The organism is Desulfovibrio sp. (assembly GCF_014803725.1).
Taxonomy (GTDB): domain Bacteria; phylum Desulfobacterota; class Desulfovibrionia; order Desulfovibrionales; family Desulfovibrionaceae; genus Desulfovibrio.
Genome location: NZ_JAAVBE010000006.1, coordinates 36,785 through 63,210, shown reverse-complemented (window position 1 = coordinate 63,210; position 26,426 = coordinate 36,785). Strand labels below are relative to the sequence as shown.

Sequence of the window (26,426 nt, the reverse complement as noted above, 5' to 3'; positions counted from 1 at the left end):
TCCGGCACATATGCCGCAGGCCGGGGGCGTGGTTCCCGGCCTGCGGTTTTGGCGCAAAACCCTCGAGGAGCCTGGCATGGAGCCCGCCGATACGCTGCGGAACATGGACAACTATGTGGCCAAGCACGACAAGCTCGTGCGCCATCTGCAAATGCAGGTGGAGGTCGCCACGCCGGAATTTTCCCGGGTCATCATGCCCATTTCGGAACACCACAAGAACGGCATGGGCGTGGCCCACGGCGGAGCCATCTTCGCCCTGGCTGACGTGGCCTTTGGCGCGGCCGCCAATGCCGGGCGCAGCACGGGCGTGGTCAGCCTGACCTCGAGCATCGAGTTCCTGAATCCGGGCCGGGTGAGCCCGCTCGTGGGCGAGGCGCGCCTGGTGCGGGCCGGGCGGCATGTGGTGAGCTATGACGTGCGCATCCTCGATGCCGAAGGGGCCCTCGTGGCGCGCGCCGTCTCCACCGGCTTTGTGACCGATACGCCGCTTCCCGCCTAAGCCACCAAGCGAGCCAGCCATGAACACCCGCAAGATCCGCGAAGACCTGGGCCGCATCCGAACCTGTGTGCAAAGGCGCGAATATCCGCGCGCCGTCTTTTTGCTCACCACGGCCCTGCGGGAGCTCGGCGGCCAGACCGCCCCCACCGACCTGCGCGGCGATTACCGCACGGCCATCGCGGACATCTGCGCCGACCCGGCCTACAAGAAGGAATACTCCCAGCCCGTCGCCTACCAGCCCGGCAAGGAGCGCGAGCTGCTCGCCTTCTTCAACAAGTTTTACAAGCAGGTCATGGGGCAGGAGGAGGAAGAGGACTACGAGGCCACCCTCCAGCGCAAGCTCCAGCTCGACCGCTGCATCAGCAACGGTAAAAAATTTCTTGCGGAACACAAGCTCCCCGAGGCGGAAGAATGCTTCGCCGAGGCTTTCAAATACTACAAGAATGAGGTGGCGGCCTACGGCATGATCGCCCGAGCCCTCATCGACGCCGGAGAATATGTGCGCGCCCTCGGCCATGTGAAGAAGGGGCTCACCGAAAAGCCCGACGATGCCGAGCTTCGGCGCATCGCCGAGGAATGCCTGCGCCTGCGCGCCCAGGCGGGCCGCTGATTTTTCGGGCGCGGCGGCTTTCTGGCCTTCGCTCTGCTTCCCTCCGCGCCTTCCTTGCCTCTCACACCTCCCGCTTCAACGCCCCGGCTTTGCCGTCCGGGGGCCGCTCCCCGCGCCTTGCAAGCCGCCTAGAAAAAGTCTAGAATTTCTTTTTTCTGTCTCTTCATTCGCGCAGAGAGGCGCAGCATGGACGAAATCCGCTACATCCACGCGGCAGATCTGCATCTGGACACGCCCTTCCGCGGCATCGCCCAGGATACGGCGCAGGGCGGCCGCCTCGCCCGGCTGCTTCACGAGGCCACCTTCATCGCCCTCGAGCGGCTCATCAGCTGCTGCGAGCGGGAAAAGCCGGACTTCCTCGTCCTTTCCGGCGACATCTACAATCAGGAAGACCACAGCGTGAAGGCGCAGCTCGCCCTGCGCGACGGGTGTGTGCGCCTCGCGCGGCTTGGCATCCCGGTCTTCATCGCCCACGGCAACCATGACCCGCTCTCCTCCAGGCTCACGTCCGTGGAGTGGCCCGACAATGTGGTGATCTTCGGCGCCGAGCCCGAGACCCATCCCCTCCTGCGCGATGGCGCGCCGCTCGCCCTGATCCACGGCGTCAGCCATGCGCGCTCCAAGGAGGGCCGCAACCTCGCCCGCCTCTTCCGGCGTGACGCCGGGCAGGAGTGCTTCCAGCTCGGCGTTTTGCACTGCGCCGTACAGGGGCAGGCGGCGGAGCGCTACGCGCCCTGCACGCTCGAAGACCTCGTGGCCACCGGCCTCGACGCCTGGGCCCTCGGGCATGTGCATGAGCGCTGCATCCTTTCGGAGCAGCCCTTCATCGCCTATCCCGGCAATACCCAGGGGCTGCACATCAACGAGACCGGCCCACGCGGCTGCCTGCTCGTCACGGCCGCGCCCCATGCCGGCGGCTGGCGCTGCCAGGGCGAATTCCGCGCGCTTGGCCCGGTGCAGTGGGAAAAGCTGGCGCTCGATCTTGAGAACGTGGATCACCTCGACGAGGTGGAACGCCGGCTCACCGATTCCCTGACCGGCCTCGGTGAGGACGTGCCGCCCACCTGCGAGGCGGTCATCGCCCGCGTGACGCTGGCCGGGCGCACCCCGCTGGACGGCCTGCTGCGCAAGGCGGCCACGGCGGACGACCTTGCGGAACGGCTCCAGCATCTCGCCGGCGACACGCCGGGCATCTGGCTCAAGGACCTTCGGGTGGAGACGCGCTCGCTCGCCGAGCGCGAGGAGCTGCTGCGCCGCGAGGACCTGCTCGGTGAGACCGCGCGCCTCGCCCGCGAGATGCGCGAGAGCCGTGAGGCCCTGCATGCGCTGGCCGGCCCGGCGCTGGAACCGCTTTTCGCGCACAGCCGCCTCAGGAAGGCGCTCACGCCCCCGAACGAGGAACAGCTCGATGCGCTCCTCGACGAGGCCGAACGCCTCTGCCTCGACCTGCTGGAGGAACGCTGATGTATATCGAATCCTTCCACATTGACGGTTTCGGCGTCCTCTCCGGCGTGGAGGTGGAGGACCTTGCGCCGGGCCTCAGCATCTTTCTCGGGCGCAACGAGGCGGGCAAGTCCACCTGCCTGGAATTTCTGCGCACCATGCTCACCGGGTATCCCAATCCCCGCGCCAGCGAGGCGCGGCGCAGCTTCGCGCCCGTGGGGGGCGGCCTCGCCGGCGGCAGCCTCGTCGTGCGCTGCCCAGGGGCCGACGGCGAGGCCGAGACCATCCACCTGACGCGCCGGCCGGGGCCCTTGGGCGGCACCGTGACCCTGAACCTCCCCGACGGCGCCCCGCTTTCGCCGGATGTGCTGCGCCAACTGCTCTTCGGGGTGGATCGCGAGGTCTACCGCTCGGTGTTTGGCTTCAGCCTGGGTGAGCTCGAGAATTTCGAGAGCCTTGACGGCGAGGGCGTGCGCAATGCGCTCTATGGCGCGAGCTTCGGGCCCGGCTTGCGCGCCCCGGGCGAGGCGCTGAAGCTGCTGGAAAAGCAGGAGGAGGAGATTTTCCGGCGCGGCGGCAGCAAGCCGGCGCTCAACGCGGCCCTCGGCCAGCTGGAGGCGCTGCGCGCCCGCATCGAGGATGTGACCGCCGAATGCGCCGGTTTTGACGCCCTTGCCGAGGATTTCGCCAAGAGGAAGGCGGAGCTCGCCGCCCTGCGGGCCCGCAAGGCCGAACTCGAAGACGAGCGCCGCCATCTGGAACGCCGCCTCGGCGTGTGGCGCCAGTGGGACGAATGGCGCATGGCCGGCGCGCGCCTTGAACGGCTCACGCCCGTGCGCGAAGACTTCCCGGAGGACGGCGCCGCCAGGCTCGCGCGCCTTGAGGAGGCCCGCGAAGCCTGCGAACGCCAGGTGGCCGCCCGGGAGGAAAAGCTCGCGCGGCTCAGGCAGCGTCTTGAAGCCGTCAGCGTGGATGCGCCGCTTCTCGCGGCGCTCCCCGAACTGCGCCGCCTTTCCGAGCGCAAGAGCGGCTATAGGCAGACCCTCGGCCAGATCGGCGCCCTTGAGGAAAATGTGCGCCGCGCGGAATCCGCCCTCGTCCATGGCCTCACCCAGTTGGGGCCGGGCTGGAGCCCGGAGCGCATCCGCGAGACCGACCGTTCCCTCTTCGCCCGCGAGGGGCTCGAAAAGCAGGCGCGCGAAATGACCGCCGCGGTCACGGCGCACCAGGCCGCCATCGACGGGCTCACGCGCGCCAACCGCGATGTGGAGGCCGCGGAGCGCGCCGTGGGCGCCGCCCGGGACGCGCTTGCGGTGCTGCCAGCGCCGGTGGCCGAACTGTCGGACGAGGCCCGGGACGAACTGCGACAGACCATGGCGCGCCTTGAAGAAAACCGCCGCCTCATCCCGGCCCGCGAGCGCGCCGTGGACCAGGCCCGCACGGCCTTTGGCCGCGCCTTTGACCAGTTGCGGGTGACCGGCATGCCGCTTCCGGGCGCCGGCCCGGCAGCCGCCGAGGGCGCCAGCGCCCTTTTGGACGGCCTGCTGGCCCGGCAGGAGGACGCCTTGGGCGTGGCCCGCAGCATGCAGGCGCGCCTCCAGGAGGCGGCGGACATCACCACCGCGGTGCGCCAGTCCGAGGAACAGGCCGAAACCGTCAAAAAACGCATGGACAGCCTGCGCGAGGCGCAGCGCAATGCCGGCGGCCAGACCCGCGAGGCGCTGGACGCCCGCGCGAGCGCCCTGCGCGCCCTGCGCGCCCTTTCGGCCAACATGTCCACCGAGCGCGACCGCCTGCAGGAGCTCGACAACCGCATCTCGTCGGAACAGGCGCCGGCGCCGGTGATGAGCGTGCCGCTCATCGTGGTGGGCGCCCTGCTCATCCTCGGCGGCGGCGGCATCCTTCTCGCGCACTGGCTGCTCGGCATCACGGAATACGCGCTCACGCCCGAGATCAGCCTGCCCGTCACCCTGTGGTCGGGCTATCTCGTGCTCGCGAGCGGCGTGGGCTTCCTCGCCGGGGGCCTTCCGCGCAGCGGCCCCGAGGCCCGGCGCTTCCAGCGCGAGATGGCCCAATTGCAAAGCCGCCGCGAGACCTGCGCCCTGCATGTGGCGGAACTGGGCGACCAGGCCCGTCAGCTCTGCGCGGCAGCAGGCGTGGACAGCATGGATCTCGTCACTCTGGAAGCCACGGAAATGCTCCTCGAGCGGGAGCGCGAGCAGTGTTTCCACGAGGAGCGCGCCCGGCGCGACATGGAAGCGCTCAAGCGCGAATACGCCGAGGCCCGCTCGCAGCTCGCCGCGCTGGAAAGCCGCGCCCATGAAAAGGAAGGCGAGGTGCAGCAGGCGCGGCGCCAATGGCACGGCCTCATGCAGTCGCTCCATGTGACGAGCGTGCCCTCGCCGGAAAGCGCGGCCACCTTTTTCGCCCGGGCCGAATCCGCGCGCCTCGCCTTCGGGGGCGTTGCCGCCGCGCAGGCCGAGCTCGACGCCCTGATGGATGACGTGAACGCCCTCGAGGCCCGCGCGGCTGCCGTGCCGCCCGTGGCCACTCGCATGGCGGACGAGGGGCTCCCGCTGGAGGAGGCCGTGCGTGAGGTCATGGACGCCTGCCGCGAGGCCGATGCCGCGCGCGAACAGCGTATCCGCGCCGCCTCGGCGCTCCAGAACCACGAGAACGAACTGGAGCGCGCCCAGACGCGCCAGCGCGAAGCCTCGGACAGGCTGCGCGCCGACGAGGCGCGGCTTTCCGAGGCGCGGAGCGCCTGGGGCCAGTGCCTCACCGGCCTCGGCCTGGAGCAGGATCTGGACCCCGAGACCGTGCGCGAGGCCTTCAAGCTCATGGAAGACTGCCTCGACGCCGAAGCGCAGCTTGAGCGGGCGCGCGGGGAACTCGCCCAGGGCCGGGCGGAGCTCGCCGCGCTTGAGGAGCCCCTGACCGCCCTCGCTGAAAACCTCGCTCGCCTCCCGGAGCGCGATGCGGACGCCGCCTGCGACTGGCTCGCCACCCTGGACGCCCTGTTCGCCGATGCGGAAAGCGCGGCCGGCGCCGAGGCGGAACGCCAGCGCCTCGCCGGCCTGCTCTCCGAGGAAGAGGACGAACGCCGGGCCGAAATGGCGGCGCTCGACATGGCGCGGGAGCGGGAGCGCAACCTGCTCGCCCGCGCCGGCGCGAGCGATGCGGAGGACTTTCTGCGAGTGGCCGCGCTGCTCGTGGAATACCGCGAGCTCACGCGTCGCCGGCAGGACCTGGAGGACGCCCTCAGGCTCGCCGCCGATACGCGGCCGCTCGATGACTTCCTCGCGTCCTTCCATGAGGGCGACCAGGAAACGCAGGAGAAGCGCCTTGCCACCGTGCAGGCGGAACTCGCCGCCATGGGCGACGGCGAGCAGGAGCTGGCAGCCCGCGTGGCCGAACTCAGCGCGCGCGTGGCCGCGCTCTCGCGCGACGAGGAGCTGGCCCGCATGCGCCAGGAGGAGGCCTCACTCCTCGAGCGCATGGAGCGCATGGCCCTCGCCTGGAGCCGCCGGGCCCTTGCCGCCGCCCTTCTGCGGCAGGCCAAGCTCAGCTTTGAAAAGGAGCGCCAGCCCGAGGTCATCCGCGAGGCGTCGGCCATCTTCTCGACCATCACGGACGGGCGCTGGCGCGGCATCAGCGCCTCGCTGGAGGACGCGAGCCTGCTCATCCTGCCCCCCGCGGGCGAACCCGTGGAGCCGCAGTTCCTGAGCCGGGGCGCGCAGGAGCAGGCCTATCTCGCCCTCAGGCTCGCCTACATCAAAAGCCACGCCCTGCACGCCGCGCCGCTGCCGGTCATCATGGACGAAGTACTCGTCAACTTCGATCCCGAACGCGCCCAGCGAACGGCCCGCGCTTTCGCTGACCTCGCGGCCGGCCGCGACGGCCACCAGATCTTCTACTTCACCTGCCAGCCGCACATGGTGGACGTGCTCCGGCAGGCCGCGCCGGACGCCCCGCTCTTCAAGGTGGAAAAGGGCCGCATCGCAGCCGCCTGAACGCAAAATGCGCCCCGTGGCTTTCACGGGGCGCATCCCTGACATGTTGGCGACCAAGGCCGGCTGCTAAAACTGGTAGCTGAAGCTCGCCGTCACCCCCTGGGCCGAGGTTTTCAGCCCCCCCTGAAAACTGTAGCTCAGGCCCAAGGCCATGTCACCGCCCGAAAATTCCACGCCAAGGGCGCCGCGCCAGGTGATGTGGTCCATGATCTGCGTTTCCAGCTCCACATCGGTGCGCGTGCCCGTAAAGCGGATGTTCGTCTTCGCGTCCATGTCGCCGGCGGCGGGAATGACCGAGATATCCAGCATGGGACGGCAGCTCCAGCCGCTGGGCAGCGGAAGGTCGCGCGAGAACGACACGCCCACAGGGAAGGTCCAGATATTCTGGTGCATGGCCTCCCCTTCCAGGACAGTGCCGTTGCTCTTCACATCATAACTGTCCGTATTCAGGTAGAGATAGCGGACGCCGGCATGGGGGGTCACGTCCAGCCAGGGCGTGGGGATGCGGCATTCGGCGCGCAGGCCAGCGCCGAGCGCCCAGGAGGACACTTCGCTCTTGAGCGGGCGCATCTGCATGCCCGCGGGGAGGTCCTGCTTAAGGCTGTTATAGGCCGAAGTATAGGCCACATCCGCCGCGAGCCCGAAATTGCCGCGCTGCCAGCCGGCATAGGCGCCCAAGCCCCAGAAGCCCATCTTGTTGTCCGTGGGCGCGAGCTCGCCGGAACCGCGGGCATAGCCGCCGCCAAGATTGAGGCTCAGGCCCAGGCGCAACGCGCTCTCAAAGGTGTAGTCGCAGCCGAGCGCGATGCCGCCAAGTGTGCCGCTGAAATCCATGTCCCAGTTGCCGGCGGTCATGCCGAAGCCGTTGGTGCTCTGGAAGAGCGGCATGATCCACAAAGCCCAGCCGTGCCGGTGGGACGCATCCTCCACCGGCTCGCCGTCCTCGCCCATGACTTCCATGCCGCCTTCGGGCTCCGTGCCCGTGCGCTGCCCCATGGCATTGCTTGCTGCCTGATTGGCGGCCATGGTCATCTGCGGCACGGCGCCGAGCACGGCCATGCGCGCGGCGCTCTCGATGGTGATGGCCGCAAGCCGGGCGTCATTGCCAATATAGTCGCGGCCGGTGGCCCGTGAGAGGAAACGGATGCCCGCAATATCCGAATCCACCCAGTTCGGCCCCATGCTGCCCGAGCCGAAGGCTTCATCGGCCGCCCCGGAAAGAGAGGGGTCAAGCCCGGGGAGTACGCTTGCGGCGGGCACCTGGCGCGTACCGATCATGCCGAATTGGGGCAGGCGCACCAGCTCCAGCAGGGGTGTTCCCGAGGCGAGATTGGCGCCGTTCCAGGCGCTCGCATCCGCATAGGCGCCTGCGCCGTTGAGGACCTTGTAGGTCGCCCCGTTGACGGCATCGGGGATATAGAGTTTCGCCCCGGAGCGGACATCGAAACTGCCGCCGGAAAGGGCGCCGGCCCCGGCGGCCGCGGCCGAAGCCGCGTTGACCACGAGGAGGGAACCGGGCGCAAAAATGGCGCGCCCCGGCGTCACCCCGGCCGGGCGCCCCATGACGGCGCCGTCCACCACGATGCCGGGCAGCGTAGAGAGCGTCTGCGGCTTTGCCACGGCGAGCGCCGCAGTGACCGGCCCGAGGGAGCTCGCGTCGGCCGTGTCGAACTGGCGCACGATCCAGTTGGCATCCGCGGTGCCGAGCCCCAGTGCCGCATTATTGCCCACAACGGCGCTCGCCCCGGTGGAATCCGTGAACCGGTCCACGGCCACGCGGCTGTTGATGGCAAGCAGCGTACCGTTTTGCAGCGCAAGGGATTCGATGCTCGCGCGCGCATGGTCATTGAAGGTAAGTCCACCGGACACATTAAGCTCTCCGGCGTGCAATTCGCCGCCGGAAACGGATGTCCTCCCCCCCACCTTCAGGGCGGCGATGGAAGCCCTGCTATTCTGAAGAGTGAGGCTATTGGTGATGACATTTGCGTTGCCACTTTCATTAATGGCGCCGGTGAGCGTGAGGCTGCCGTCCTGTATGGAGGCATCGTTGGCGTAGACGCTGTCAGCGAGCACATTGGTGGCCACGATGTTCTGCGCCATGATATTGCCGTTGGGGGCTCGCAAGGTCAGGGTGGCGCCGGGCCGCTGCACAAGGCCGTCCACCATTCTGGCGAAGATATTGCCGTCGATGGAGGTGACCACGGTGTCGCCGCTCACCACTTCCAGGCCTCCGTAAAAGGTGATGCCCTGCTGGGCGGTGAGAACGCTATTGTTGTGCTGGTGCGGCCCGTCCGGCGGCGTGGCGGGAGGCTGACTATCTGGGGGATTGATGCTCCCGTCGTCCAGGAGATAATCCCAGCCCATGGAGATGATTTTGGCTTCGATGTGACTGTTGTTGGTGACTACCCTGCCCGTGGCGGATGTCTGGAAAATGTTGCCTGCCGTAAGCGTGCTGTTTTCCACATACATGGGGCCCATGCGGAAATTCTGTGCGGAAGTGATGACGGCGTTGCTTGACAAAAGATGCACCGTCGCGCAGCCGATGTCATTGGCGGTGACCCGGGCCCCCGTCACCGTCAGATTCCTGCTGCCCGAGCCGGTGATCTTATTATACTCCACATCAGAGCTGATGGTCATGTTCCTGTTGATGGTGAGGTTCCCCGCGGCGGAGGCTTCCGTGACCAGGCCGCCCGCGAGCAGGAAAACGATGCCGATGGACGGCGCCACCACCCCCGCGTGCATCCGGCGGAGGGTTCGTGCCATGTCCGTAATGCGGCGCAGAAGAGCGAGCGCCCGTCGGCGGCAGGCGGCAGAGGAAGAAGCAATAAGAAGGCCCATGAAGGCTCCTTTGCCGAAGTTGCTGTAAGGGCGTCGACTATCGTTACACGGCAGGATTCAGGAGTCAATGGGGTGTGCGCCCCGGAAGGCGAATGCCCCGGCCCCGCGCGCGGCGGAACCGGGGCAAACATGGGCTTCAGCGGTCATGCCCGCGAGCTTCTACGGCACATCCGGGAAGAGCTGCAGTTTCTCGGGCGAGGTGATAGTGACGCTGTGCTTCACGCTGGCCTTGCCGTGGCCCGGAACCTCCACGTTCCAGAACAGCATGTGCTCCTGCTCGTTCTTTTGCGCCGGCGGCTCGTCCTTCAGGGTCACGGTGACGCCCTGGTCCACGACGACCGGGGCCGGGCGCTCCAGCTTCACCATGACGGGCCGCGCGTGTCCGTTGCTCACCGTATAGGTCCAGGCCCAGGTCCAGGTCTTGCTGGTGCTGATGATGCCGCTCTCGCCCTTCTTGCGCGCGTCGTCGAAGGTGCGCACGCTGACGCGCGGGTCGGCCCCGAAATAGAGCGTCGCCTCGCCGCCGCGCGGGCGGAACATGCCGCTCCCCACGCTCTGGCCGTCCACGCTGTAGTCGGCCATGCCCTCAGGCCACGCAGTGTCGCCCGCAAGGTCATGCTTCGCGAGCAGCCACACGCGGCTGTCGCCACGGGTGGGACGCGCCAGCCACTGGAGCGGCGCCTCCCAGGTGTCCGCCGTGATCATGAGGCGCGAACGCCCCTCGGGCAGGCCCGCCTCCGCGAGCGTCCAGCTCGCATAGACCGATGTGGTGTCGGCGGCAACGCCCGCATTGGCCGGGGCTGCGTCCGCGGCGCCCTCGGCCGCCACCTTGGCGCTGCGCACCGCATTGAGGGCCAGGGGCACGGGCCTGGGCTGCGGCCTCGGCTGCGAATCCACCACCCATTCCGCCAGGGGCGCGGGCTCGCGCGGGCCTGTGCCGCGCGTGGCCAGCGTGACCTTCGTCCCCTGCCAGTCGATGCCCGAATACTGCCAGACATCGGCCATGAGGCGCACGTCGATGGCGCCGCCCTTGCCTTCCTCCGGCCGGGCGTTGAAATCATAGACCGCGTTCCATCCGCAGTGGCGCCAGGTATAGGAATAGCGCACAATGACCTTTTCCCCGGCGGGCACGGGCTTTTGCAGGGTCACGCGCACGAGTTCGCCGAGCCGCGCGCCGGCGGGCAGGCGCTCGATGCGCTGCCTGAGGAGCTTGACGCGCGCTTCCAGCGTTTCCTTTTCCAGCGCCAGTTCCGGCACGCTCTCGGCGATGAGCCGCCCGCGCTGGGCCACGTCCTGCGCGCCGGCGTTTTCCGGCGACTGCCAGAAGGAGATGGCGGCATTGACGGCCGCAAGGCGCGCGTCGAGGCGCATGCGCTCGGTGACGAGTTCTTCCCGGGCGCGGGCAAGTGCCGCGGATTCCGTGAGTTCCACAGGCTCGGTGCTCCAGCGCACGATGGTCTGCCCGGGCACGGAGAGTTGCAGGTTGTCGGCATCCGGCGGCAGCGCAAAAACCAGGGTCTTGGCGGCATCGGGGCCCGAAGCCTCGGGCGCCAGACGCTCCTCCACATCAAGGCGCCCGCCCACCGGCGAGAGCAGGGCCGTGGCCGGGCTCGCCAGCGTGAAACCTGCGGCATGCGGACGCGCGGGCGCCGCGGCGGCCGCCGGCCACGCGAGGGAAAGGCAGAGCAGCCCCCCGAGCACGGCAAGGGCCGCGTCGCGGACCGGCCCGCGGGCACTCTGGGGGATCGGGTGTATCTTTGCCATGGCAAACTCCAGCAGGGCCGCGCCTAGCGGCCCGGGTTCAGCGGGTGAGCCTGCGGAACTTGAGGCGGTGCGGCGTCTCGGCCTCCTTGCCGAGGCGCTTCTTGCGGTCCTCCTCATATTCCCGGAAATTGCCCTCGAAGAAGGTCACGTGGGCGTCGTCCTCAAAGGCCATGATGTGCGTGGCCACGCGGTCGAGGAACCAGCGGTCGTGGCTGATGACGAGCACGCAGCCCGCGAAGTTGTCCAGCGCGTCTTCCAGAGCGCGCATGGTGTTGACATCGATGTCGTTGGTGGGCTCGTCCAGGAGGAGCACATTGGCGCCGGACTTGAGCATCCGCGCGAGGTGCAGGCGGTTGCGCTCGCCGCCGGAGAGCACGCCGGCCTTTTTCTGCTGGTCCGCGCCGTGGAAGTTGAAGCGCGTGCAGTAGGCGCGGGCGTTGACCTCGCGGTTGCCGAGGCGGATGGTCTCATGCCCGTCGCTGATGAGCTCATACACCGTCTTGTCCGGGTCCAGCGATTCGCGGCCCTGGTCCACATGGGCGAAGACCACGCTGCCGCCCACGGTGAGGCGGCCGCTGTCGGGCTTTTCCTGCCCGGTGAGCATCTTGAAGAGCGTGGTCTTGCCCGCGCCGTTGGGTCCGATGATGCCCACGATGGCCCCGGGCGGGATGACGGCGGTGACATCCTCCATGAGCAGGCGGTCGCCCATGGCCTTGGTCACCTTGTCGAGCTCGATGACGCTCTTGCCGAGGCGCGGCCCCGGCGGGATATAGATCTGCAGGTCGGGCGCGCGCTTCTCGCTCTCGTGCGAGAGCATGGCCTCGTACGCGTTGAGGCGCGCCTTGCCCTTGGCGTGGCGACCCTTGGGCGACATGCGGATCCACTCCAGCTCGCGCGCAAGGGTCTTCTGACGCTCTGCCTCGGCCTTTTCCTCCCCGGCAAGGCGCTTCTGCTTCTGCTCGAGCCAGGAAGAATAATTGCCCTTCCACGGGATGCCCCGGCCGCGGTCCAGCTCCAGTATCCAGCCCGCCACATTGTCGAGGAAGTAGCGGTCATGAGTGACGGCGATGACGGTGCCCGGGAAGGTGGAAAGATAGCGTTCGAGCCAGGCCACGGATTCGGCGTCGAGGTGGTTGGTGGGCTCGTCGAGCAAAAGGATGTCCGGGTTCTGGAGCAACAGCCGGCAGAGCGCCACGCGGCGCCGCTCGCCGCCCGAGATTTTGTTGACGGGCATGTCGCCGGGCGGGCAGCGCAGGGCGTCCATGGCCATTTCGAGGCGCGACTCCAGGTCCCACACGCCGTTGGCGTCCATCTTTTCCTGCACCTCGGCCTGCCTGGCGAGGAGCGCGTCCATCTCCTCGGGTTCCATGGGCTCGGCGAACCTGGCGTTGATCTCCTCAAATTCCCTGGCGATGGCGACGAGCGGGGCCACGCCCTCCTCCACCACCTCGCGCACGGTGCGCGTTTCGCCGGCAAGGGGCTCCTGCTCCAGATAGCCGATGGTATAGCCCGGGGCGAGCACGGTCTTGCCGTCAAAGGCCTCGTCCACGCCGGCCAGGATCTTGAGCAGGCTGGACTTGCCCGCGCCGTTCAAGCCGAGCACGCCGATCTTGGCGCCGTAAAAATAGGAGAGGTTGATGTCCTTCAGCACTTCCTTCTGGCCGTGCTTCTTGGACACCCGGATCATGGAATAGATGATCTTGTCCGGTTCGTTGCTCATAGGCTCCTCAGGGTTTGCCGCCGCGTGAAGGGCAGGCGGCGCGGGGAACGCTACACGGAAAGGCCCGGCTTTTCAAGGCGCGTGGGCGGGGCCGCAAGAGACGGAAAACGCCGGGACCGGCCCGGCGTTTCCTGAATTTTCGGGCGCGCCCGCGTTGCGGGCGAACTCCCTACGGATGATCCTTGAACTTGTTGGAGACGGCCGGGCCGCCGCTGTGGCAGGGGGTGCAGTCCATGATGCCCTTGCCCCAGTTGGCCTCGTTGCCCTTGGTCATGTGGCATTCGCCGCAGTAGGCCACGGACTTCTGCATGGGGATGGTGCTCTTGAAGTCCTTGCCCTGTTCGATCTTGGCGTTGAGGATCTCCACGGCCTTGCGGGAAACGTCGGCGGTGAGCCGTCCGCAGCGCTCGTTGCGCTTCTTGCTCGTGGCCTCGATCTTGTTCTGGAAACACCACTTGGAGACCGAAAGGTGGCAGAGCACGGAATCCGAAACATTGCTGGGGATGGGCCCGGCCACGCCCTGGGCCTTGTCGCCAGGGTTGTACATGGGCAGCGCCGTGGTCTCATACCAGCGGAAGAGCTCGTTCACCATGGGGTCGCGCTCCTTGCGGCCCCAGAAGAGCGCAAAGGCCGCGGCAGCGCCGTAAAGCGCGCCGCAGATGGTGCCCCAGTTGGAGATGCCGCCCTTGTTGGCCTCGAGCATGGTGAAGGGGAACTGGTTGTAGGGCGCGCCGTATTTTTCGCCCATGACGCCGATGATGCTGTAGAAGGTGCCGTACCCGCAGGCATAGCCCTTGTACCAGTAGCCTTCATAGGCCACCACCTGGCACTCGGCGGGGTCGAGCTTGTGCGGCGTCCAGCCGAACTCGCCGTTCACCTGGGCGAAATGGCCGCCCGCGGGAGCCGCCGGGGCCTGCGCCTCGGCGGCGAGCCCCGGGGCCGCCAGGCCGGCCGCAAGACCGCCCACGGCGAGGCCGCCAAGACCGCAAAGCAGATGCCTTCTGTTACATTCCATGACTGTCCTCCCGATTAGATGCTTGCGGACGCGAGTCCGCACCCCCAGCACAAAATGTGCTAAAAATCACTAGCACTTTCTGAAATTTACGTCAAGGCGGCGCCGCCTTTTGCCCCGTATCCACGGCTCCTGAACGGGAGCTGCCAGCGGCAGCCCGGCGCCGTTGCGGTACGCGGCGCGCCTTTTGAACTCTCCCCGCACTTTCCAAAAAAAATTTTGCGTTTGCCACTGGACGCCGGCTCAATCGTACTTATTGTCTCCCGGTGTGGAACGCGCGGCGGCGTTTCCCCATTTTTGTCAACCGCCGCGCAAGTTTCGGTCACCCATGCAGAATTCCCCGAGGAGGAATGACATATGTCAAAGATCATCGGCATCGACCTGGGCACCACCAACTCCTGTGTCTATGTCATGGAAGGCAAGGAACCCAAGTGCATCACCAATCCCGAGGGCGGACGCACCACGCCGTCCGTGGTTGCCTTCACCGACAAGGAGCGCCTGGTGGGCGAGATCGCCAAGCGCCAGGCCGTGACCAACCCCAAGCGCACCATTTTCGCCATCAAGCGCCTCATGGGCCGCAAGTACAACAGCCCCGAGGTGGAGCGCTGGAAGGAAAATTCCCCGTACGCCATCGTGGAAACGCCCAATGGCGATGCCGGTGTCGAGGTTGACGGCCGCGTCTACAGCGCGCCGGAGATCTCGGCCATGATCCTTGCCAAGCTGAAGGCCGATGCCGAAGCCTACCTCGGCGAAACGGTGAGCGAAGCCGTCATCACCGTGCCCGCCTACTTCAACGACGCCCAGCGCCAGGCCACCAAGGACGCCGGCCGCATCGCCGGCCTTGAGGTCAAGCGTATCATCAACGAGCCCACGGCCGCGTCGCTGGCCTATGGCGCCGACAAGAAGACCAACGAGAAGATCGGCGTCTTCGACCTTGGCGGCGGCACCTTCGATATTTCCATCCTCGAAGTGGGCGACGGCGTTGTGGAAGTGCGTTCCACCAACGGCGACACCTTCCTCGGCGGCGAAGACTTCGACCAGCGCATCATCAACTACCTCGTCGAGGAGTTCAAGAAGGAGAACGGCATCGACCTCTCCAAGGACAGCATGGCCCTGCAGCGCCTGAAGGAAGCCGCGGAAAAGGCCAAGAAGGAACTGTCCACCGCCATGGAGACGGAGATCAACCTGCCCTTCATCACCGCCGATGCGAGCGGCCCGCGCCACATGCTCATCAAGCTCACGCGCGCCAAGCTCGACTCGCTCGTCAGCGACCTCGTTGACCGCACCATCGAGCCCTGCAACCAGGCCCTCACCGATGCCGGCCTCGACCCCAATCAGGTCAACGAAGTCCTGCTCGTGGGCGGCATGACCCGCATGCCCCTCGTGCAGCAGACCGTGGGCAAGTTCTTCGGCAAGGAGCCCAACCGCTCGGTCAACCCTGACGAAGTGGTCGCCATGGGCGCCGCGATCCAGGGCGGCATCCTCACCGGCGACGTGAAGGACGTGCTCCTCCTCGACGTGACCCCGCTCTCCCTCGGCATCGAGACCATGGGCGGCGTGTTCACCAAGCTCATCGACCGTAACACCACCATCCCGACCCGCAAGAGCCAGGTGTTCACCACCGCCGCCGACAACCAGCCCTCCGTGTCCATCCACGTGCTTCAGGGCGAGCGCCCCATGGCGGCGGACAACATGACCCTGGCCCGCTTCGACCTCACCGGCATTCCGCCGGCGCCGCGCGGCGTGCCGCAGATCGAGGTCTCCTTCGACATCGACGCCAACGGCATCGTCAATGTCTCCGCCAAGGACATGGGCACCGGCAAGGAGCAGTCCATCAAGATCACCGCTTCTTCCGGCCTCTCCGAGGACGACATCCAGCGCCTGGTGCGCGAGGCCGAGGCCCACGCCAGCGATGACAAGAAGAAGCAGGAGCTCATCGAGGCCCGCAACCATGCCGACAGCCTGATTTATGGCACCGAGAAGTCCCTCGCCGACCTCGGCGACAAGGCCGACGCCTCGGTCAAGGGCGACATCGAGACCCGCATCGCCGACCTGCGCAAGCTGATGGAAGGCGAGGACGCCGCGGCCATCAAGCACGCGGCCGACGAGCTCGCCAAGGCTTCGCACAAGCTCGCCGAGCAGCTCTACCAGCAGCAGGCCCAGCAGGCCGGCGCCCAGCCTGGCGCGGACGCCGGGGCGGCCGGTGGCGCTGCGGGCGGCCAGGCCGGCGGCAACGACGACGTGGTGGATGCGGACTTCACCGAAGTGAAGAAGTAGCCCAGCACACCCAAGCGGAATATCAACGGGCAGCCCCTCGGGGCTGCCCGTTTTGTTTTCCGTGCTCTGCCAGGGGCATGGTGCCAAAATGTCGCGCATTGCATCAGTGCAGACCAACTCAGGAGGAGGCCCCGGAGAGTCTTGGCATAGCCCTTTTAATTTTTTGCAGGAATTGAGCGATACGCCGGATACACCTTCCTCATGTACAGTGGCGGAAGCGCTTAAATTTTCCGAATAAAGCGCGCGGGATTTCCGGCCACTATCGTATTTGGCTCCACATCATGCGTGACCACACTCGCTGCGCCCACGACCGCATTTTCCCCGACGGTAATGCCGGCGAGAATGGTGGCACCCGCTCCGATCCAGGCTCGTGCGCCAATGTGGACAGGCTTGCAGGTGATGACCTGGCGCTCCACCAGGTCATGATTGTTGCTTAAAAGCTGCACATTTGCGGCCAGCATGGCGTTGTCGCCGATGAAGATGCCACCGGCCGCCATCATCAGGCAGCCGTTCATGACAACGACATTTTTCCCGATCTGCACCATGTGCGGCCTGATTGCCGTGAGCGGAGCAAAGACCACGCTCCCCTCTCCCATTGTGGGAAAAATCTCCCGCATCAGGGCCGCGTATTCCGGCGTTTCCGGCATGGTGTGATTGAATCGGAACACCAGCTGCGCGTGGTGTCTCGCGAGCGCAAGCTCTTCCTCTGTCTGCTGTGTTACATCTATGCGGATTTCGTCCATTTCCGTATCCTCGGCTAGGCTGAACCTCTCCCGCGGAGGCTACTTCTGGTGGATGGGGCACCAGAAAAATACCCAGAAAAGTCAAAAAAGAATATGCAAATTTTTCGTCTTTTATGCCGGGCGCTTGTTCCAAGTTTGGTACGGTCTCCAGCGTTGCTGGCGGTATCGCTTGCGGCCCCCGGCCAAAAATGCCCTTCGCGCCACAGGCTTGAGGAATGTTCCATGCGCAGGGAAATTCCATGGAGGCCCTCACTGCCAGCCCCTGCGTGACGCGCCCCAGGTAAAAAATTGTCCTTCCTGGCGCCCATGTTGCATCTGTTACAGATGTTTTTTTGTGAAAAACCTACCATGCCTCCTGTAAACCCATATCGCGGCGCTGGCGTCGCCTGGAGGCAGCATGATCAATACCATCAATCAGGAACTCTGCACCGGCTGCGGGACCTGCCTGAAAACCTGCGGCCTGGATGTTTTCAGGCTTGACACCAACCAGAACACCATAAGCCCGTGCAGCCGGGAATGCCCGGCCGGCACGGACATGCGGGCCTATAATGCCCTGATGCAACTGGGGATGCGCGAAGAGGCCGCCCAAAAACTCAAGGAGCGCAATCCCTTCCCGGCCATCACCGGCAGGGTCTGCCCCCATCCGTGTGAAAAAAAATGCAGCCGCGCGGAGGTGGACGGGGCGGTCAACATCAATGCCGTGGAGCAGTATCTCGGCGATCTTGATCTGGACACCCTGCCGGAACGGCCGGCCGTGCGACATCTCGCCAAGGTGGCCGTGGCGGGCTCGGGGCCGGCGGGGCTCTCCTGTGCGTGGTACCTGGCGCTGATGGGCTATCCTGTCACGGTATTTGAGGCGGCGTCCGAGCCCGGCGGCATGCTGCGCTGGGGCATCCCGGCCTACCGGCTGCCCACGGCCGTGATCGACGCACAGATCCGGCAGTTGCGCTCGCTGGGCGTCCGCTTTGTGTGCAATACGCGCATCGGCGATGGCTGCGACATCAGCCTTGAGGAGCTCGGCCGCAGGGGCTTCAAGGCCGTCTTCCTCGCGCCCGGGGCAGGCCTGAGCCGGCGGGCGCAGATCCCCGGCGAGGAGGCGGCGGGCGTGTTCCATGGGCTGGAATTCCTGCGGGCGGCCCGCACGCCCAGGGATGCCAGCGTTCCCGCGGTCTATGGATTCAAGCCCGGGTGCAGCGTGGTGGTGGTCGGCGGCGGCGACGTGGCCATGGATGCGGCCATCACGGCCGCGCGCATGGGCGCCGGGCATGTGGAACTCGTCTGTCTGGAAGACGAGCAGACCATGCCCGCCTTTCCGCACAATATTGAGGACGCCAGGGACGCAGGCGTCATCATCAACGCCGGCTGGGGGCCGGTGGAGGTGACGCTTGCCGACGGCCACGCCAAGGGCCTGAAAATCAGGAAGTGCCTCTCGGTGTTCGATGAAAACCACAAGTTCGCGCCCCGCTTCGATGACGCCACGCAGCGGGAGGTCGCCGGCGACATCATCATTTTTGCCATCGGCCAGACCCCGGATTTCACGCCCTTCCCCGAACTGAAAAAGGCCACGCCCGGCCGCCTGGAAGTGGACCCCGTCACCTTTAATACCTCCATCTGGAATGTTTTTGCCGCGGGCGACGCGGTAAGCGGGCCCTCTTCGGTCATTTCCGCCATCGCCGGCGGGCGTGAGGGCGCCATCTCCATCGACAGGCTGCTCAAGGGCGCGCACCTGCACAGCGACAGGACCGATACCCGCAAGATCCCCGAAACGCTGCCCGGCAAGGGCGTGCTGGGCGCACCGCGCAATGAGCGCACGACCGTGAAGGCCGACGGTTTCGGTGAGACCCGCAAGGGTCTCGATACCGTGGCCGCGCTCGATGAAAGCATGCGCTGCCTCACCTGCGGGGCCAAGTCGAAAGTCACCTACCGCGACGACTGCATGACCTGCTACTTCTGCGAGCTGCGCTGCCCCAGCGATGCCATTGATGTCTTCCCGTTCAAGGAAAGGCTGCCCTACACCATCGAAAGCAACACCCACGCCTGGTAAGCGCCCGGGAAGAAAAAGGAGACTGCAATGGCGACCAAACCCATTACCTATGATTGCGACATCCTGGTCATCGGCGGCGGCTTTTCCGGCTCGTGGGCGGCCATCCGCGCGGGCCAGCTCGGCAAGAAGGTGCTCGTCATCGACAAGGGCCCGAGGGACTGGGGCGGCCTTGGCATGGAGTCCGGCGGCGACATGATCGTCATGATGCCGGAATACCAGGTGGAGGATCTGCTGGAGGAGCTGGTCTATTACTTTGACGCCCTGTGCGACCAGGACCAGCTCAAGACCATTCTTGAAGCCTCCTACCATCGCTTCTGCGACCTGGAGAGCTGGGGCCACAAGTTCGCCCGCGACGCTCAGGGAAAGCTCATGAGCATCCCCCAGCGCGGCCTCAAGTACATGCGCTATTACTTTTATCATCCCTATGGTCAGGGGGGCATCCACACCACCTTCACCCTGCAGCGCAAGATGCGCGAATACGGGGTGCGNCGCCTCTCCAATGNGGAGATCACCGACCTCATCAAACAGGACGGCCATGTCTGCGGCGCGGTGGGCTTTCACGCGCGCGGGGCGACGCCCTGCATCCTGCGCGCCAAATCCGTGGTGATGTGCACCCATGTGGGCGGCTGGAAGCAGTCCTACCTGTCCAACACCTGCGCCGGCGAGGGCGCGGCCCTGGCCTTTGCCGCGGGGGCGCGCCTGCGCAACATGGAATTCCTGCAGGACTGGAACGTGCCCGTCCAGTTCGCCTGGGAGGGCCAGACCGGGATGCTGCCCTACGGCGCGCGCTTCCTCAACAAGGAGGGCGAGGACTTCATGCTCCGCTATTCGCCCGAGCGCGGCGCCAAGGTGGACCCGCATTACAACATTCGCGGCATGGCGCTGGAGGCGCGCGAGGGCCGCGCGCCCATCTGGTTCGACACCAGCTCCATGAGNGAGGAGGGCGTGAAGGTGATGACGCCCACCTTCGGCTGGATGCTGCTCAACGCNNAAAAGCTGGAACAGCAGGGTATCGACTTTTTCCACATGAAAACCCAATGGATGCCGCAGTTGCATTACAGCTTCGGGGGCGTGGACGGCGATACGCGCGGTCGCACCGGGGTGCCGGGCCTGTTTGTGGCCGGCCGTGCCCTGAGCGTCAATACCGGCGTCTATATGGGCGGCTGGGACACCTGCATCACCAGCACCACGGGCTATATCGCCGGCGAAGAGGCCGCGCGGGAAATGGACGAGGCGCCGGGCGCGCCGCTGGATGACGCCTTCGCCCTCGAACAGCTTGCGAAAACGCTGGACCTGCTCGGCAAGCCCGGCGTGCCCCCGAAGGATATCGTGCGCCGCAACCAGGAGATCATCAATCCCGTCGATGTGAGCATCCTCAAGACCGGGCGCGGCCTCAGCCGGGCGCTCGCCGAGCTGGAGGAGCTGAAGGAGAATGTGCTGCCTGAAATGACGGCGCAGGACCCGCACTATCTGCTCAAGCTCGTGGAGGCCCGCTCCATGACCCTGCTCACGGAAATGTACCTCAAGGCCGCCCTGGCCCGGCAGGAATCGCGCTGCGGCCACTTCCGCGAGGATTTTCCGAAGCGGCGGGAGCTGCCGGAATGGATGATCGTGGAAAATGCCGACGGCCAGGTGCATGTGAGCAAGCGGCCTGTGCCCCTGGANAAGTATCCCGTGCAGCCGCGCCGCTATTACATGGATGATTTCGCATGGCCTGACGCCGCCGGAGTCAGGGCGCCGGCATAGGCGCCTGTGTGCCGTGAACGACTGCATAGTGGCGGCGCTGCCTGGCGCCGCCATGTTCCAGGAGGTACACCATGTCACAGATGACGTTAAGCCCCGCCCGCTTCAAACTCATCGGCTGCCTGCTGTCCCTGGCCGTCTATGTTTTCGCCATGCTGCTCCCCACTCCCGAGGGGCTTTCCCTTGCGGGCAAGCAGTCGCTTGCCCTGATGATCTCCGCCATCATCGTCTGGGTAACGGACGCATTGCCGCTCTCCATGGCCTGTGTGCTGTTCCTGTTTCTCCAGTTCATTCTCGGCATCGTGCCCATGGGCGACGCCCTGCGCAATTTCGCCATTCCGCCGGTCTTTTTCTGCTTCGCCATGTTCTGCATCGTCGTCGCCTTCCAAAATTCCGGCCTGACCAGGCGCGTGGTGCTGTGGACGAGCCTCAAATCCGGCGGCCGGCCGGGCAGGCTGCTCTTTTTGCTCATGTTCACGAGCGCCCTTCTCTCCACCATCCTGGCCGATGTGCCCGTAGTGGCCATGATGTTTCCCGTCGCGCTTTTCCTGCTTGAGCAGAACAAATGCGTCCCCGGGCAAAGCAATTTCGGCAAGGCCGTCATGCTCGGGCTGCCGCTGGCCTGCCTCATTGGCGGCGTGGGCACGCCCGCGGGCAGCGGCACCAATATCCTGACCATGAACATGCTGCAATCCACGGCCAATGTGCAGATCAGCTTTTTCCAGTGGTCCGCCATCGGCTTCCCCATGGTCCTCCTCATCACGCCCATCGCCTGGTGGGCCGTGATGAAGGTCTACCCCCCGGAACTGACGCAACTTGCCGGCATGGACACCATCGCTGAAGACTACCGGGCGCTGGGGCCNCTGACCTCAAAGGAGCGGCTCTATATTTTCCTCCTCGCCGTCAATGTGGCGCTGTGGTGCACCACGGATTTTCACCATCTCTCCCTGCCGGCTGCCGCCGTGCTCGGCTGCACGCTCTTCGCCCTGCCGGGCATGTCCTTCATTGACTGGAGCAGGGACCGNAGCCGGATCGGCTGGGATATCCTCTTTCTGGTGGGCGCCGCCAACTCACTGGGTGTCTCCCTGTGGCAAAACGGCGCCGCTGCCTGGATCGCCGGGCTGACCCTCGGCGGCATCGAGGGGCTGCCCCTGGTGCTGACCATCGCGCTCGTTTCTTTGTTCACCATTGCCATCCATCTTGTCATCCCGGTCAACACGCCCATTGTGGGCGTNATCCTGCCGCCGGTGGCCGCGCTGGCNGCGGCGCTGAACATCAACCCCGCCGTCCTGGCGCTGCCCCTGGGCTTCAGCGTTTCGGCCGCCGTGCTGCTGCCCCTCGATGCGGTGTCCCTTGTCACCTATCAGGCCGGATATTACAAAATGTCCGACATGTTCAGGCCCGGGCTCATCATTTCGGCCGGCTGGATCATCATCACCNTGGCGCTNATGTACCTCATCGCNACNCCGCTCGGNCTGATGAACGGCTGANANCNGNNTTCAGGGGNANACATATGACNGACGTGCCNGCCTCAGCCATCCACACNGCCACCCTGCCGGGGATCAACCGGGAATGGGCCGGGGNGTGCCGGTTCGGCACAAGGATTTCCTGGAAGAAGGGCACNTANTTCAATCCNTATNTCGGCGAAAAAAGTTTTTATTATCTTGGGGCNGGNAGNCTGATCATCCTGCATGGCGCGGCCAANGGNCAGGTGCGCAACCTNNTNTGCATGCACGCNGGGTCCTTGCTCAATCTCGCNCATGTGCTGGGCANTTCGCTCACCACATTCATAGATGAGGAGTGCCGCTTCTATTGCCTCACNGANGTNACTGCNTGGCGATTCCCCGGNAAACTGCTGGANGACANNGAGTTCATNANNCAGCACCCGGANCTGATCATCAATCTNATGCANTCNCTTGGCGTGCGCCTGTTGCTGATGCACAACACGGTTTCCAGCACCGGCAACGGCGATACTGCCGTAAGGCTGGCGCGCTTCTGTTTCAACATGTACGCATCATCACAGGGGAGCCTCGCCATTCCGCTGGANATGCCNCTNACNGAGCTCGCCAACCTTTTGGGAATGCACAGNATNTCCCTGTTCCGCGCCATAAGGNGNCTGAAGGACGCCGGCGCGCTTCAGAGNCTCACNCGNNGCGAGATAGTCATTCGGGATGTCGCNGCGCTCNGGCANTACTCCCTGGNTTGATNCGTGTCAGNNNGCGNNGCNAGNNCAGCGGNATGGGAGANCANCANGGAGNGCCNNNTCCNTTTCTTTCAGAAANACGGCGNGNTACGCGCCGAANNTGNGTGTCTTTCGCTTGNCGCCAAAACGGNNGTCCATGCGCCAGAGNTTNCCCCNAGTTTTCCACAAGATGCGGACANGNAGAGNTNAAGCCCCTNNGNGTCGGCGAGCTTGGCGGGAGTTCCNTCTGACTTCAAATTCCGAAGCATGGTGTCGTTCAGTGGCATGGCGCAAATCCTTTNCTGGCAAGGGGTTTCGGGGCGACGGTATTTTTCTGGAAGNCNCTCCTCCATTNTGGCNNGTACCGTTCCTCATACCGTCTTTTNNGCGTTTTGTCCCTGTTCTTCCCCGCACCTCGTTGGACGTGCCATCGCCCAAAAAGCTAAGTCCCGCAAGGCTTTTTGAACCTTGCGGGACTTTGTTGGATTCTTTCCTGGTGCCGAGGGCGGGACTCGCCTCACTCGACTGACCCAGCAGTTGTAACTCGCTGAATTGTTGATATAATTTTTGTAGTGCCCAGTATCTCCGTGAGGTTTTGACCTACCTGATTGGCACACCAAAAGTCAAGGAGGCAGTTCGAGTCCCTAAAACGGACTCGCACCGAAACCTATATCACCTAGCCAAACTCCCCCTTTGTCTTCACCGCACAGGGTAGTCATTCGAAAAATTTATCACGAAATATCGCGAAATAGGAGCCCATTTAAGACCAAAATTTCTCGAAATTCGTAATTATTATTTTTGAAATTCAAAGAGTTACGAGGGAGGTCAAGCTATTGCGAATTGACCTTCAAACTTCATCAGTGATTTGTCTCATTTCGTGTGTTCCGCGCAGTATAGAGTATCGTGAGTCTGGCCCCCTTTTGGGTACCGGGGACAATGAATACACTCAACTTATGGCTCGATCCCTCCAAGGCGCAAGCGGTCTGAGTATATGACTGTCTTAGCGTAGCCGTAGCCATCCCTGCTTTTCAATTCAATTAAGGCTTCCTGGGCTGGAACCGCCAATTTCGTGCATGATGCGACGCTCTAAAGCTATCTCGGTGGAAAGCAGATAATAAACCAAGTGGAATGTTTTGGTATCATTTGCTGAATTAGATTTACTAATGAATGCAGTAACGATTTTCAGCAGATCTTCTTGCCTACGATGAATTAATAGTGATGATACACTAATACCATAATATATACTTTTAGTACTTTCTTCTGAGAAAGATAATTCATTCAAACATAATGTGGGACAGACTCGTGAAATTCATCGAATAATCCACGAGATTTACGGGATTTGGGATGTGCCCGTGAGTAGGCAGTAGGTAATACTTATTAGTACTTAGCATTGTACTTAGTACTACTAGGTATAAGCACACTAGGCTAGGAATCAATGGGAATACTACAGCTAGATAGTATGCTGGCTAACACCCAAACACAAGGAGCGATGTCATGTCGACAGCAAATGAAGGCGATTACCCCGTGATCCCTCAGATCCAGGAGAAAGCAACCCAACTCTTCGATTCTTACCAGCAAAGACATTCAAGGGTTTTATCTGTCCGCGAAGATATTCGTTATCCTGCGGATTATGGCCCGGTATATGACAATGAGGATATAGCAAAGACTATGGCAAAGGTAGCTCAAACCTTCAAACGAAAGGGGCTTGATCCTGCCTACATATGGGTAAGGGCAGAAAAGAGCTCTGAACATCCTCACTACCATTGTCTTGTTTTGCTTGATGGACAGAAGACACGCTCAGCGGGGATGGTTTACGATGTTACTGAGAGGCATTGGCAAAATACTATCGGAGCTTCAGCCGTAGGATTAATTGAGCGTTGTAATGGGGATAGAGAACATCCTCATGAAAACGGCGAAGTCATACCTCGCTCCGTGGGCAGACCGGATTATGTCAATCGTCAGATAAGCTACATTGCAAAGACGAAAGAAAAAAGTCCTCGAAAAGATGGTCTCAGGGACTTTGGGATGTCAAGGCTGAAGAAGAACCCCACCACGCAAAACTCAAATTGAAGGAGAGTAAGGGCATGAATAGGCAGGAGCAAGTGTACCCCACAGAGCAGCCTCATCAAGCGCCTGTGACGCAAGAATTGTCTTGTCGTGTCGGCAGTATAATGGACAAATTTGGTCAGGTGGGTCTCAGTGTGGCTGGGGTCACTATGGAGGCTACTCAGATACCCTCGGTCGCCAATCAGCATGTGGCAGTGGTGAAGGCTGGCATCACTGTCCAGTCCCATGAATTTCAGGGCATAGGAGCAGCATGTCCAGCAGATATAGGAGAGGAAAACAACGCGCAGAGTCTCTTCAACAAAGCCTGTGCCAACGCCTTGACAAATGCTGCTGGGCTGGCGGTTATCGCCCAGAAAACTCATCCTGCCCATCACGCGGGGTCGACTGGCAGCCCCACTTGCGGTGTCCAGAGGGATGAGCTGGGACAGGCTCTATCTCCTCAGTCAACGAGGAAATACCACCATAATCCCAACGCAAATGCCTCTGCCAGTCAGATGAGGCTCATCAAAACTATATGCAAAGAGAGAAACATCTCAGAAGCTCAGGCTCGTGAGTTGGCGGTAGTACCTGTGAATGGCCCGCTCAATAGCCTACAAGCCAATCAGGTTATCCAAGCCGTCAAGGCGAAGGGGCGGCAATAGCAATGCCCGGAGCAACCTATCGGTGAAGGTATCTCCATGTGGATTGGGCCGGAAAAATCCATCAGCCAAAATTCGAACCCTATCTCCAGATTGCCATCATTCTGAGGGGATACCTCACATTGCCTCTGGCATGGGGTATCCCCCACAGCAGCAAAATACACAATTCCATCAAAGAAAAGGTGGCGGACAGATCGGGGCTAAAACAGGGTAATCCGCGGAAAACGATTATGGCTGGTGTCCCCGCTGCGAGACCATACTAAGAGAGCCTTCTCCCGTGAACAGTGGCGTAGCACCCCGAGTCAGCCTGCCGCAGACCTCTTCAGGGCTTGGATTGCCACCACCAGCAGATGAACCAAGTCCTCCTGCGTTGCGGCCGGTAGAGGCTTCAGCATGTCCTCAATGGTGTCCAGCCTCACCCGGAGCGGGATGTCCTGGTTACGAAAGAGGTCGGCCACCTGACAGTCAAGAATTTTCGCCAGTTCCTCCAAGCGTGAGAACCTTGGAGCTGCCTGCCCACTCTCAATACGGGATAAGGCAGAGCCGGATATATGGAGCGCTTCCGCCAGGCCGTCCTGCGTCATTCCAAGCTGTTTCCGGCGTCTCGCTATGTTCCCCCCTACGAGCTCAGACAGTTTCAGAGTCTTCCTGGAAGCCACAGCACGCTCCTTTTTGGCATGGAAGCGTACCTTGCCAAAGAGGAGACGCAAACCAAGTTTGAAGAAAGATTCCTTGACTTAAAGCCAACAGCTTGCAAAGAAGTTTCTGCGAGAAAAATTTACAAAACCTTTGTGAAATTCCAGATTACGGAAGGTTGCTGCCGTAAGGTTCCA

General features: G+C 63.8%; 16 protein-coding genes. 10 read left to right on the top strand and 6 right to left on the bottom strand.

Annotated features, from left to right (window positions below):
• Window positions 1-76 precede the first annotated feature (76 nt).
• From HDR50_RS02540 to HDR50_RS02525, 4 genes are all read left to right on the top strand, one after another.
• Window positions 77-499, top strand: coding sequence for a PaaI family thioesterase (locus tag HDR50_RS02540; protein WP_291355633.1), 423 nt, complete (start codon window positions 77-79; stop codon window positions 497-499).
• 19 nt (window positions 500-518) lie between these two features.
• Window positions 519-1,109: a tetratricopeptide repeat protein gene (locus HDR50_RS02535; RefSeq protein WP_291355632.1), complete on the top strand. Its 591-nt coding sequence runs from the start codon at window positions 519-521 to the stop codon at window positions 1,107-1,109.
• A gap of 186 nt (window positions 1,110-1,295) precedes the next feature.
• Window positions 1,296-2,573: a DNA repair exonuclease gene (locus tag HDR50_RS02530; protein WP_291355630.1), complete on the top strand. Its 1,278-nt coding sequence runs from the start codon at window positions 1,296-1,298 to the stop codon at window positions 2,571-2,573.
• Window positions 2,573-6,565: an AAA family ATPase gene (locus HDR50_RS02525; RefSeq protein ID WP_291355628.1), complete on the top strand. Its 3,993-nt coding sequence runs from the start codon at window positions 2,573-2,575 to the stop codon at window positions 6,563-6,565. The genes HDR50_RS02530 and HDR50_RS02525 overlap by 1 nt, the downstream gene beginning before the upstream one ends.
• A gap of 66 nt (window positions 6,566-6,631) precedes the next feature.
• Here HDR50_RS02525 and HDR50_RS02520 read toward each other — a convergent pair whose 3' ends face one another.
• The 4 genes from HDR50_RS02520 to HDR50_RS02505 form a co-directional block, all read right to left on the bottom strand.
• On the bottom strand, window positions 6,632-9,328 hold the full coding sequence (locus HDR50_RS02520) for an autotransporter outer membrane beta-barrel domain-containing protein (protein ID WP_291355626.1): 2,697 nt from the start codon (window positions 9,326-9,328) through the stop codon (window positions 6,632-6,634).
• A 234-nt stretch (window positions 9,329-9,562) separates the two neighbouring features.
• Window positions 9,563-11,167, bottom strand: a complete 1,605-nt coding sequence (locus HDR50_RS02515) for a DUF4139 domain-containing protein (protein ID WP_291355624.1) — start codon at window positions 11,165-11,167, stop codon at window positions 9,563-9,565.
• A gap of 37 nt (window positions 11,168-11,204) precedes the next feature.
• Window positions 11,205-12,887 carry an energy-dependent translational throttle protein EttA gene (gene ettA, locus HDR50_RS02510; RefSeq protein WP_291355622.1) on the bottom strand — a complete coding sequence of 561 codons (1,683 nt, stop codon included), beginning with the start codon at window positions 12,885-12,887 and terminating at the stop codon, window positions 11,205-11,207.
• A 169-nt stretch (window positions 12,888-13,056) separates the two neighbouring features.
• The gene (locus HDR50_RS02505) at window positions 13,057-13,902 is read right to left on the bottom strand and encodes a C-GCAxxG-C-C family (seleno)protein (protein ID WP_291355620.1); all 846 of its coding nucleotides are present in this window, start codon (window positions 13,900-13,902) and stop codon (window positions 13,057-13,059) included.
• A 354-nt stretch (window positions 13,903-14,256) separates the two neighbouring features.
• Between HDR50_RS02505 and dnaK the strand changes: the two genes are divergently transcribed.
• The gene (dnaK, locus tag HDR50_RS02500; RefSeq protein WP_291355618.1) at window positions 14,257-16,176 is read left to right on the top strand and encodes a molecular chaperone DnaK; all 1,920 of its coding nucleotides are present in this window, start codon (window positions 14,257-14,259) and stop codon (window positions 16,174-16,176) included.
• A 221-nt stretch (window positions 16,177-16,397) separates the two neighbouring features.
• Here dnaK and HDR50_RS02495 read toward each other — a convergent pair whose 3' ends face one another.
• Window positions 16,398-16,919, bottom strand: a complete 522-nt coding sequence (locus HDR50_RS02495; RefSeq protein WP_291355616.1) for a DapH/DapD/GlmU-related protein — start codon at window positions 16,917-16,919, stop codon at window positions 16,398-16,400.
• Between the two features lie 397 nt (window positions 16,920-17,316).
• Between HDR50_RS02495 and HDR50_RS02490 the strand changes: the two genes are divergently transcribed.
• From HDR50_RS02490 to HDR50_RS02475, 5 genes are all read left to right on the top strand, one after another.
• Window positions 17,317-18,963: an FAD-dependent oxidoreductase gene (locus HDR50_RS02490; RefSeq protein ID WP_291355614.1), complete on the top strand. Its 1,647-nt coding sequence runs from the start codon at window positions 17,317-17,319 to the stop codon at window positions 18,961-18,963.
• 27 nt (window positions 18,964-18,990) lie between these two features.
• Window positions 18,991-20,709 (top strand): FAD-binding protein, encoded by a 1,719-nt coding sequence (locus HDR50_RS02485; RefSeq protein ID WP_291355612.1) that lies wholly within the window; start codon window positions 18,991-18,993, stop codon window positions 20,707-20,709.
• Window positions 20,710-20,780: 71 nt separating this feature from the next.
• Window positions 20,781-22,196, top strand: coding sequence for a DASS family sodium-coupled anion symporter (locus HDR50_RS02480; protein ID WP_291355610.1), 1,416 nt, complete (start codon window positions 20,781-20,783; stop codon window positions 22,194-22,196).
• A gap of 23 nt (window positions 22,197-22,219) precedes the next feature.
• Window positions 22,220-22,912, top strand: coding sequence for a Crp/Fnr family transcriptional regulator (locus HDR50_RS12395; protein ID WP_365816555.1), 693 nt, complete (start codon window positions 22,220-22,222; stop codon window positions 22,910-22,912).
• A gap of 1,470 nt (window positions 22,913-24,382) precedes the next feature.
• Window positions 24,383-24,958 (top strand): inovirus-type Gp2 protein, encoded by a 576-nt coding sequence (locus HDR50_RS02475; protein ID WP_291355608.1) that lies wholly within the window; start codon window positions 24,383-24,385, stop codon window positions 24,956-24,958.
• Window positions 24,959-25,895: 937 nt separating this feature from the next.
• On the opposite strand, the gene HDR50_RS02470 is transcribed toward HDR50_RS02475, so the two are convergent.
• Window positions 25,896-26,252 carry a helix-turn-helix transcriptional regulator gene (locus tag HDR50_RS02470; protein WP_291355606.1) on the bottom strand — a complete coding sequence of 119 codons (357 nt, stop codon included), beginning with the start codon at window positions 26,250-26,252 and terminating at the stop codon, window positions 25,896-25,898.
• Between the last annotated feature and the right edge of the window lie 174 nt (window positions 26,253-26,426).

What these genes read in the sequence shown, in the direction of transcription:
- HDR50_RS02540 (WP_291355633.1), top strand. Translation starts at nt 77, where the DNA reads ATGGAGCCCGCCGATACGCTGCGGAACATGGACAACTATGTGGCCAAG.
- HDR50_RS02535 (WP_291355632.1), top strand. Translation starts at nt 519, where the DNA reads ATGAACACCCGCAAGATCCGCGAAGACCTGGGCCGCATCCGAACCTGT.
- HDR50_RS02530 (WP_291355630.1), top strand. Translation starts at nt 1,296, where the DNA reads ATGGACGAAATCCGCTACATCCACGCGGCAGATCTGCATCTGGACACG.
- HDR50_RS02525 (WP_291355628.1), top strand. Translation starts at nt 2,573, where the DNA reads ATGTATATCGAATCCTTCCACATTGACGGTTTCGGCGTCCTCTCCGGC.
- HDR50_RS02520 (WP_291355626.1), bottom strand. Translation starts at nt 9,328, where the DNA reads ATGGCACGAACCCTCCGCCGGATGCACGCGGGGGTGGTGGCGCCGTCC.
- HDR50_RS02515 (WP_291355624.1), bottom strand. Translation starts at nt 11,167, where the DNA reads ATGGCAAAGATACACCCGATCCCCCAGAGTGCCCGCGGGCCGGTCCGC.
- ettA (WP_291355622.1), bottom strand. Translation starts at nt 12,887, where the DNA reads ATGAGCAACGAACCGGACAAGATCATCTATTCCATGATCCGGGTGTCC.
- HDR50_RS02505 (WP_291355620.1), bottom strand. Translation starts at nt 13,902, where the DNA reads ATGGAATGTAACAGAAGGCATCTGCTTTGCGGTCTTGGCGGCCTCGCC.
- dnaK (WP_291355618.1), top strand. Translation starts at nt 14,257, where the DNA reads ATGTCAAAGATCATCGGCATCGACCTGGGCACCACCAACTCCTGTGTC.
- HDR50_RS02495 (WP_291355616.1), bottom strand. Translation starts at nt 16,919, where the DNA reads ATGGACGAAATCCGCATAGATGTAACACAGCAGACAGAGGAAGAGCTT.
- HDR50_RS02490 (WP_291355614.1), top strand. Translation starts at nt 17,317, where the DNA reads ATGATCAATACCATCAATCAGGAACTCTGCACCGGCTGCGGGACCTGC.
- HDR50_RS02475 (WP_291355608.1), top strand. Translation starts at nt 24,383, where the DNA reads ATGTCGACAGCAAATGAAGGCGATTACCCCGTGATCCCTCAGATCCAG.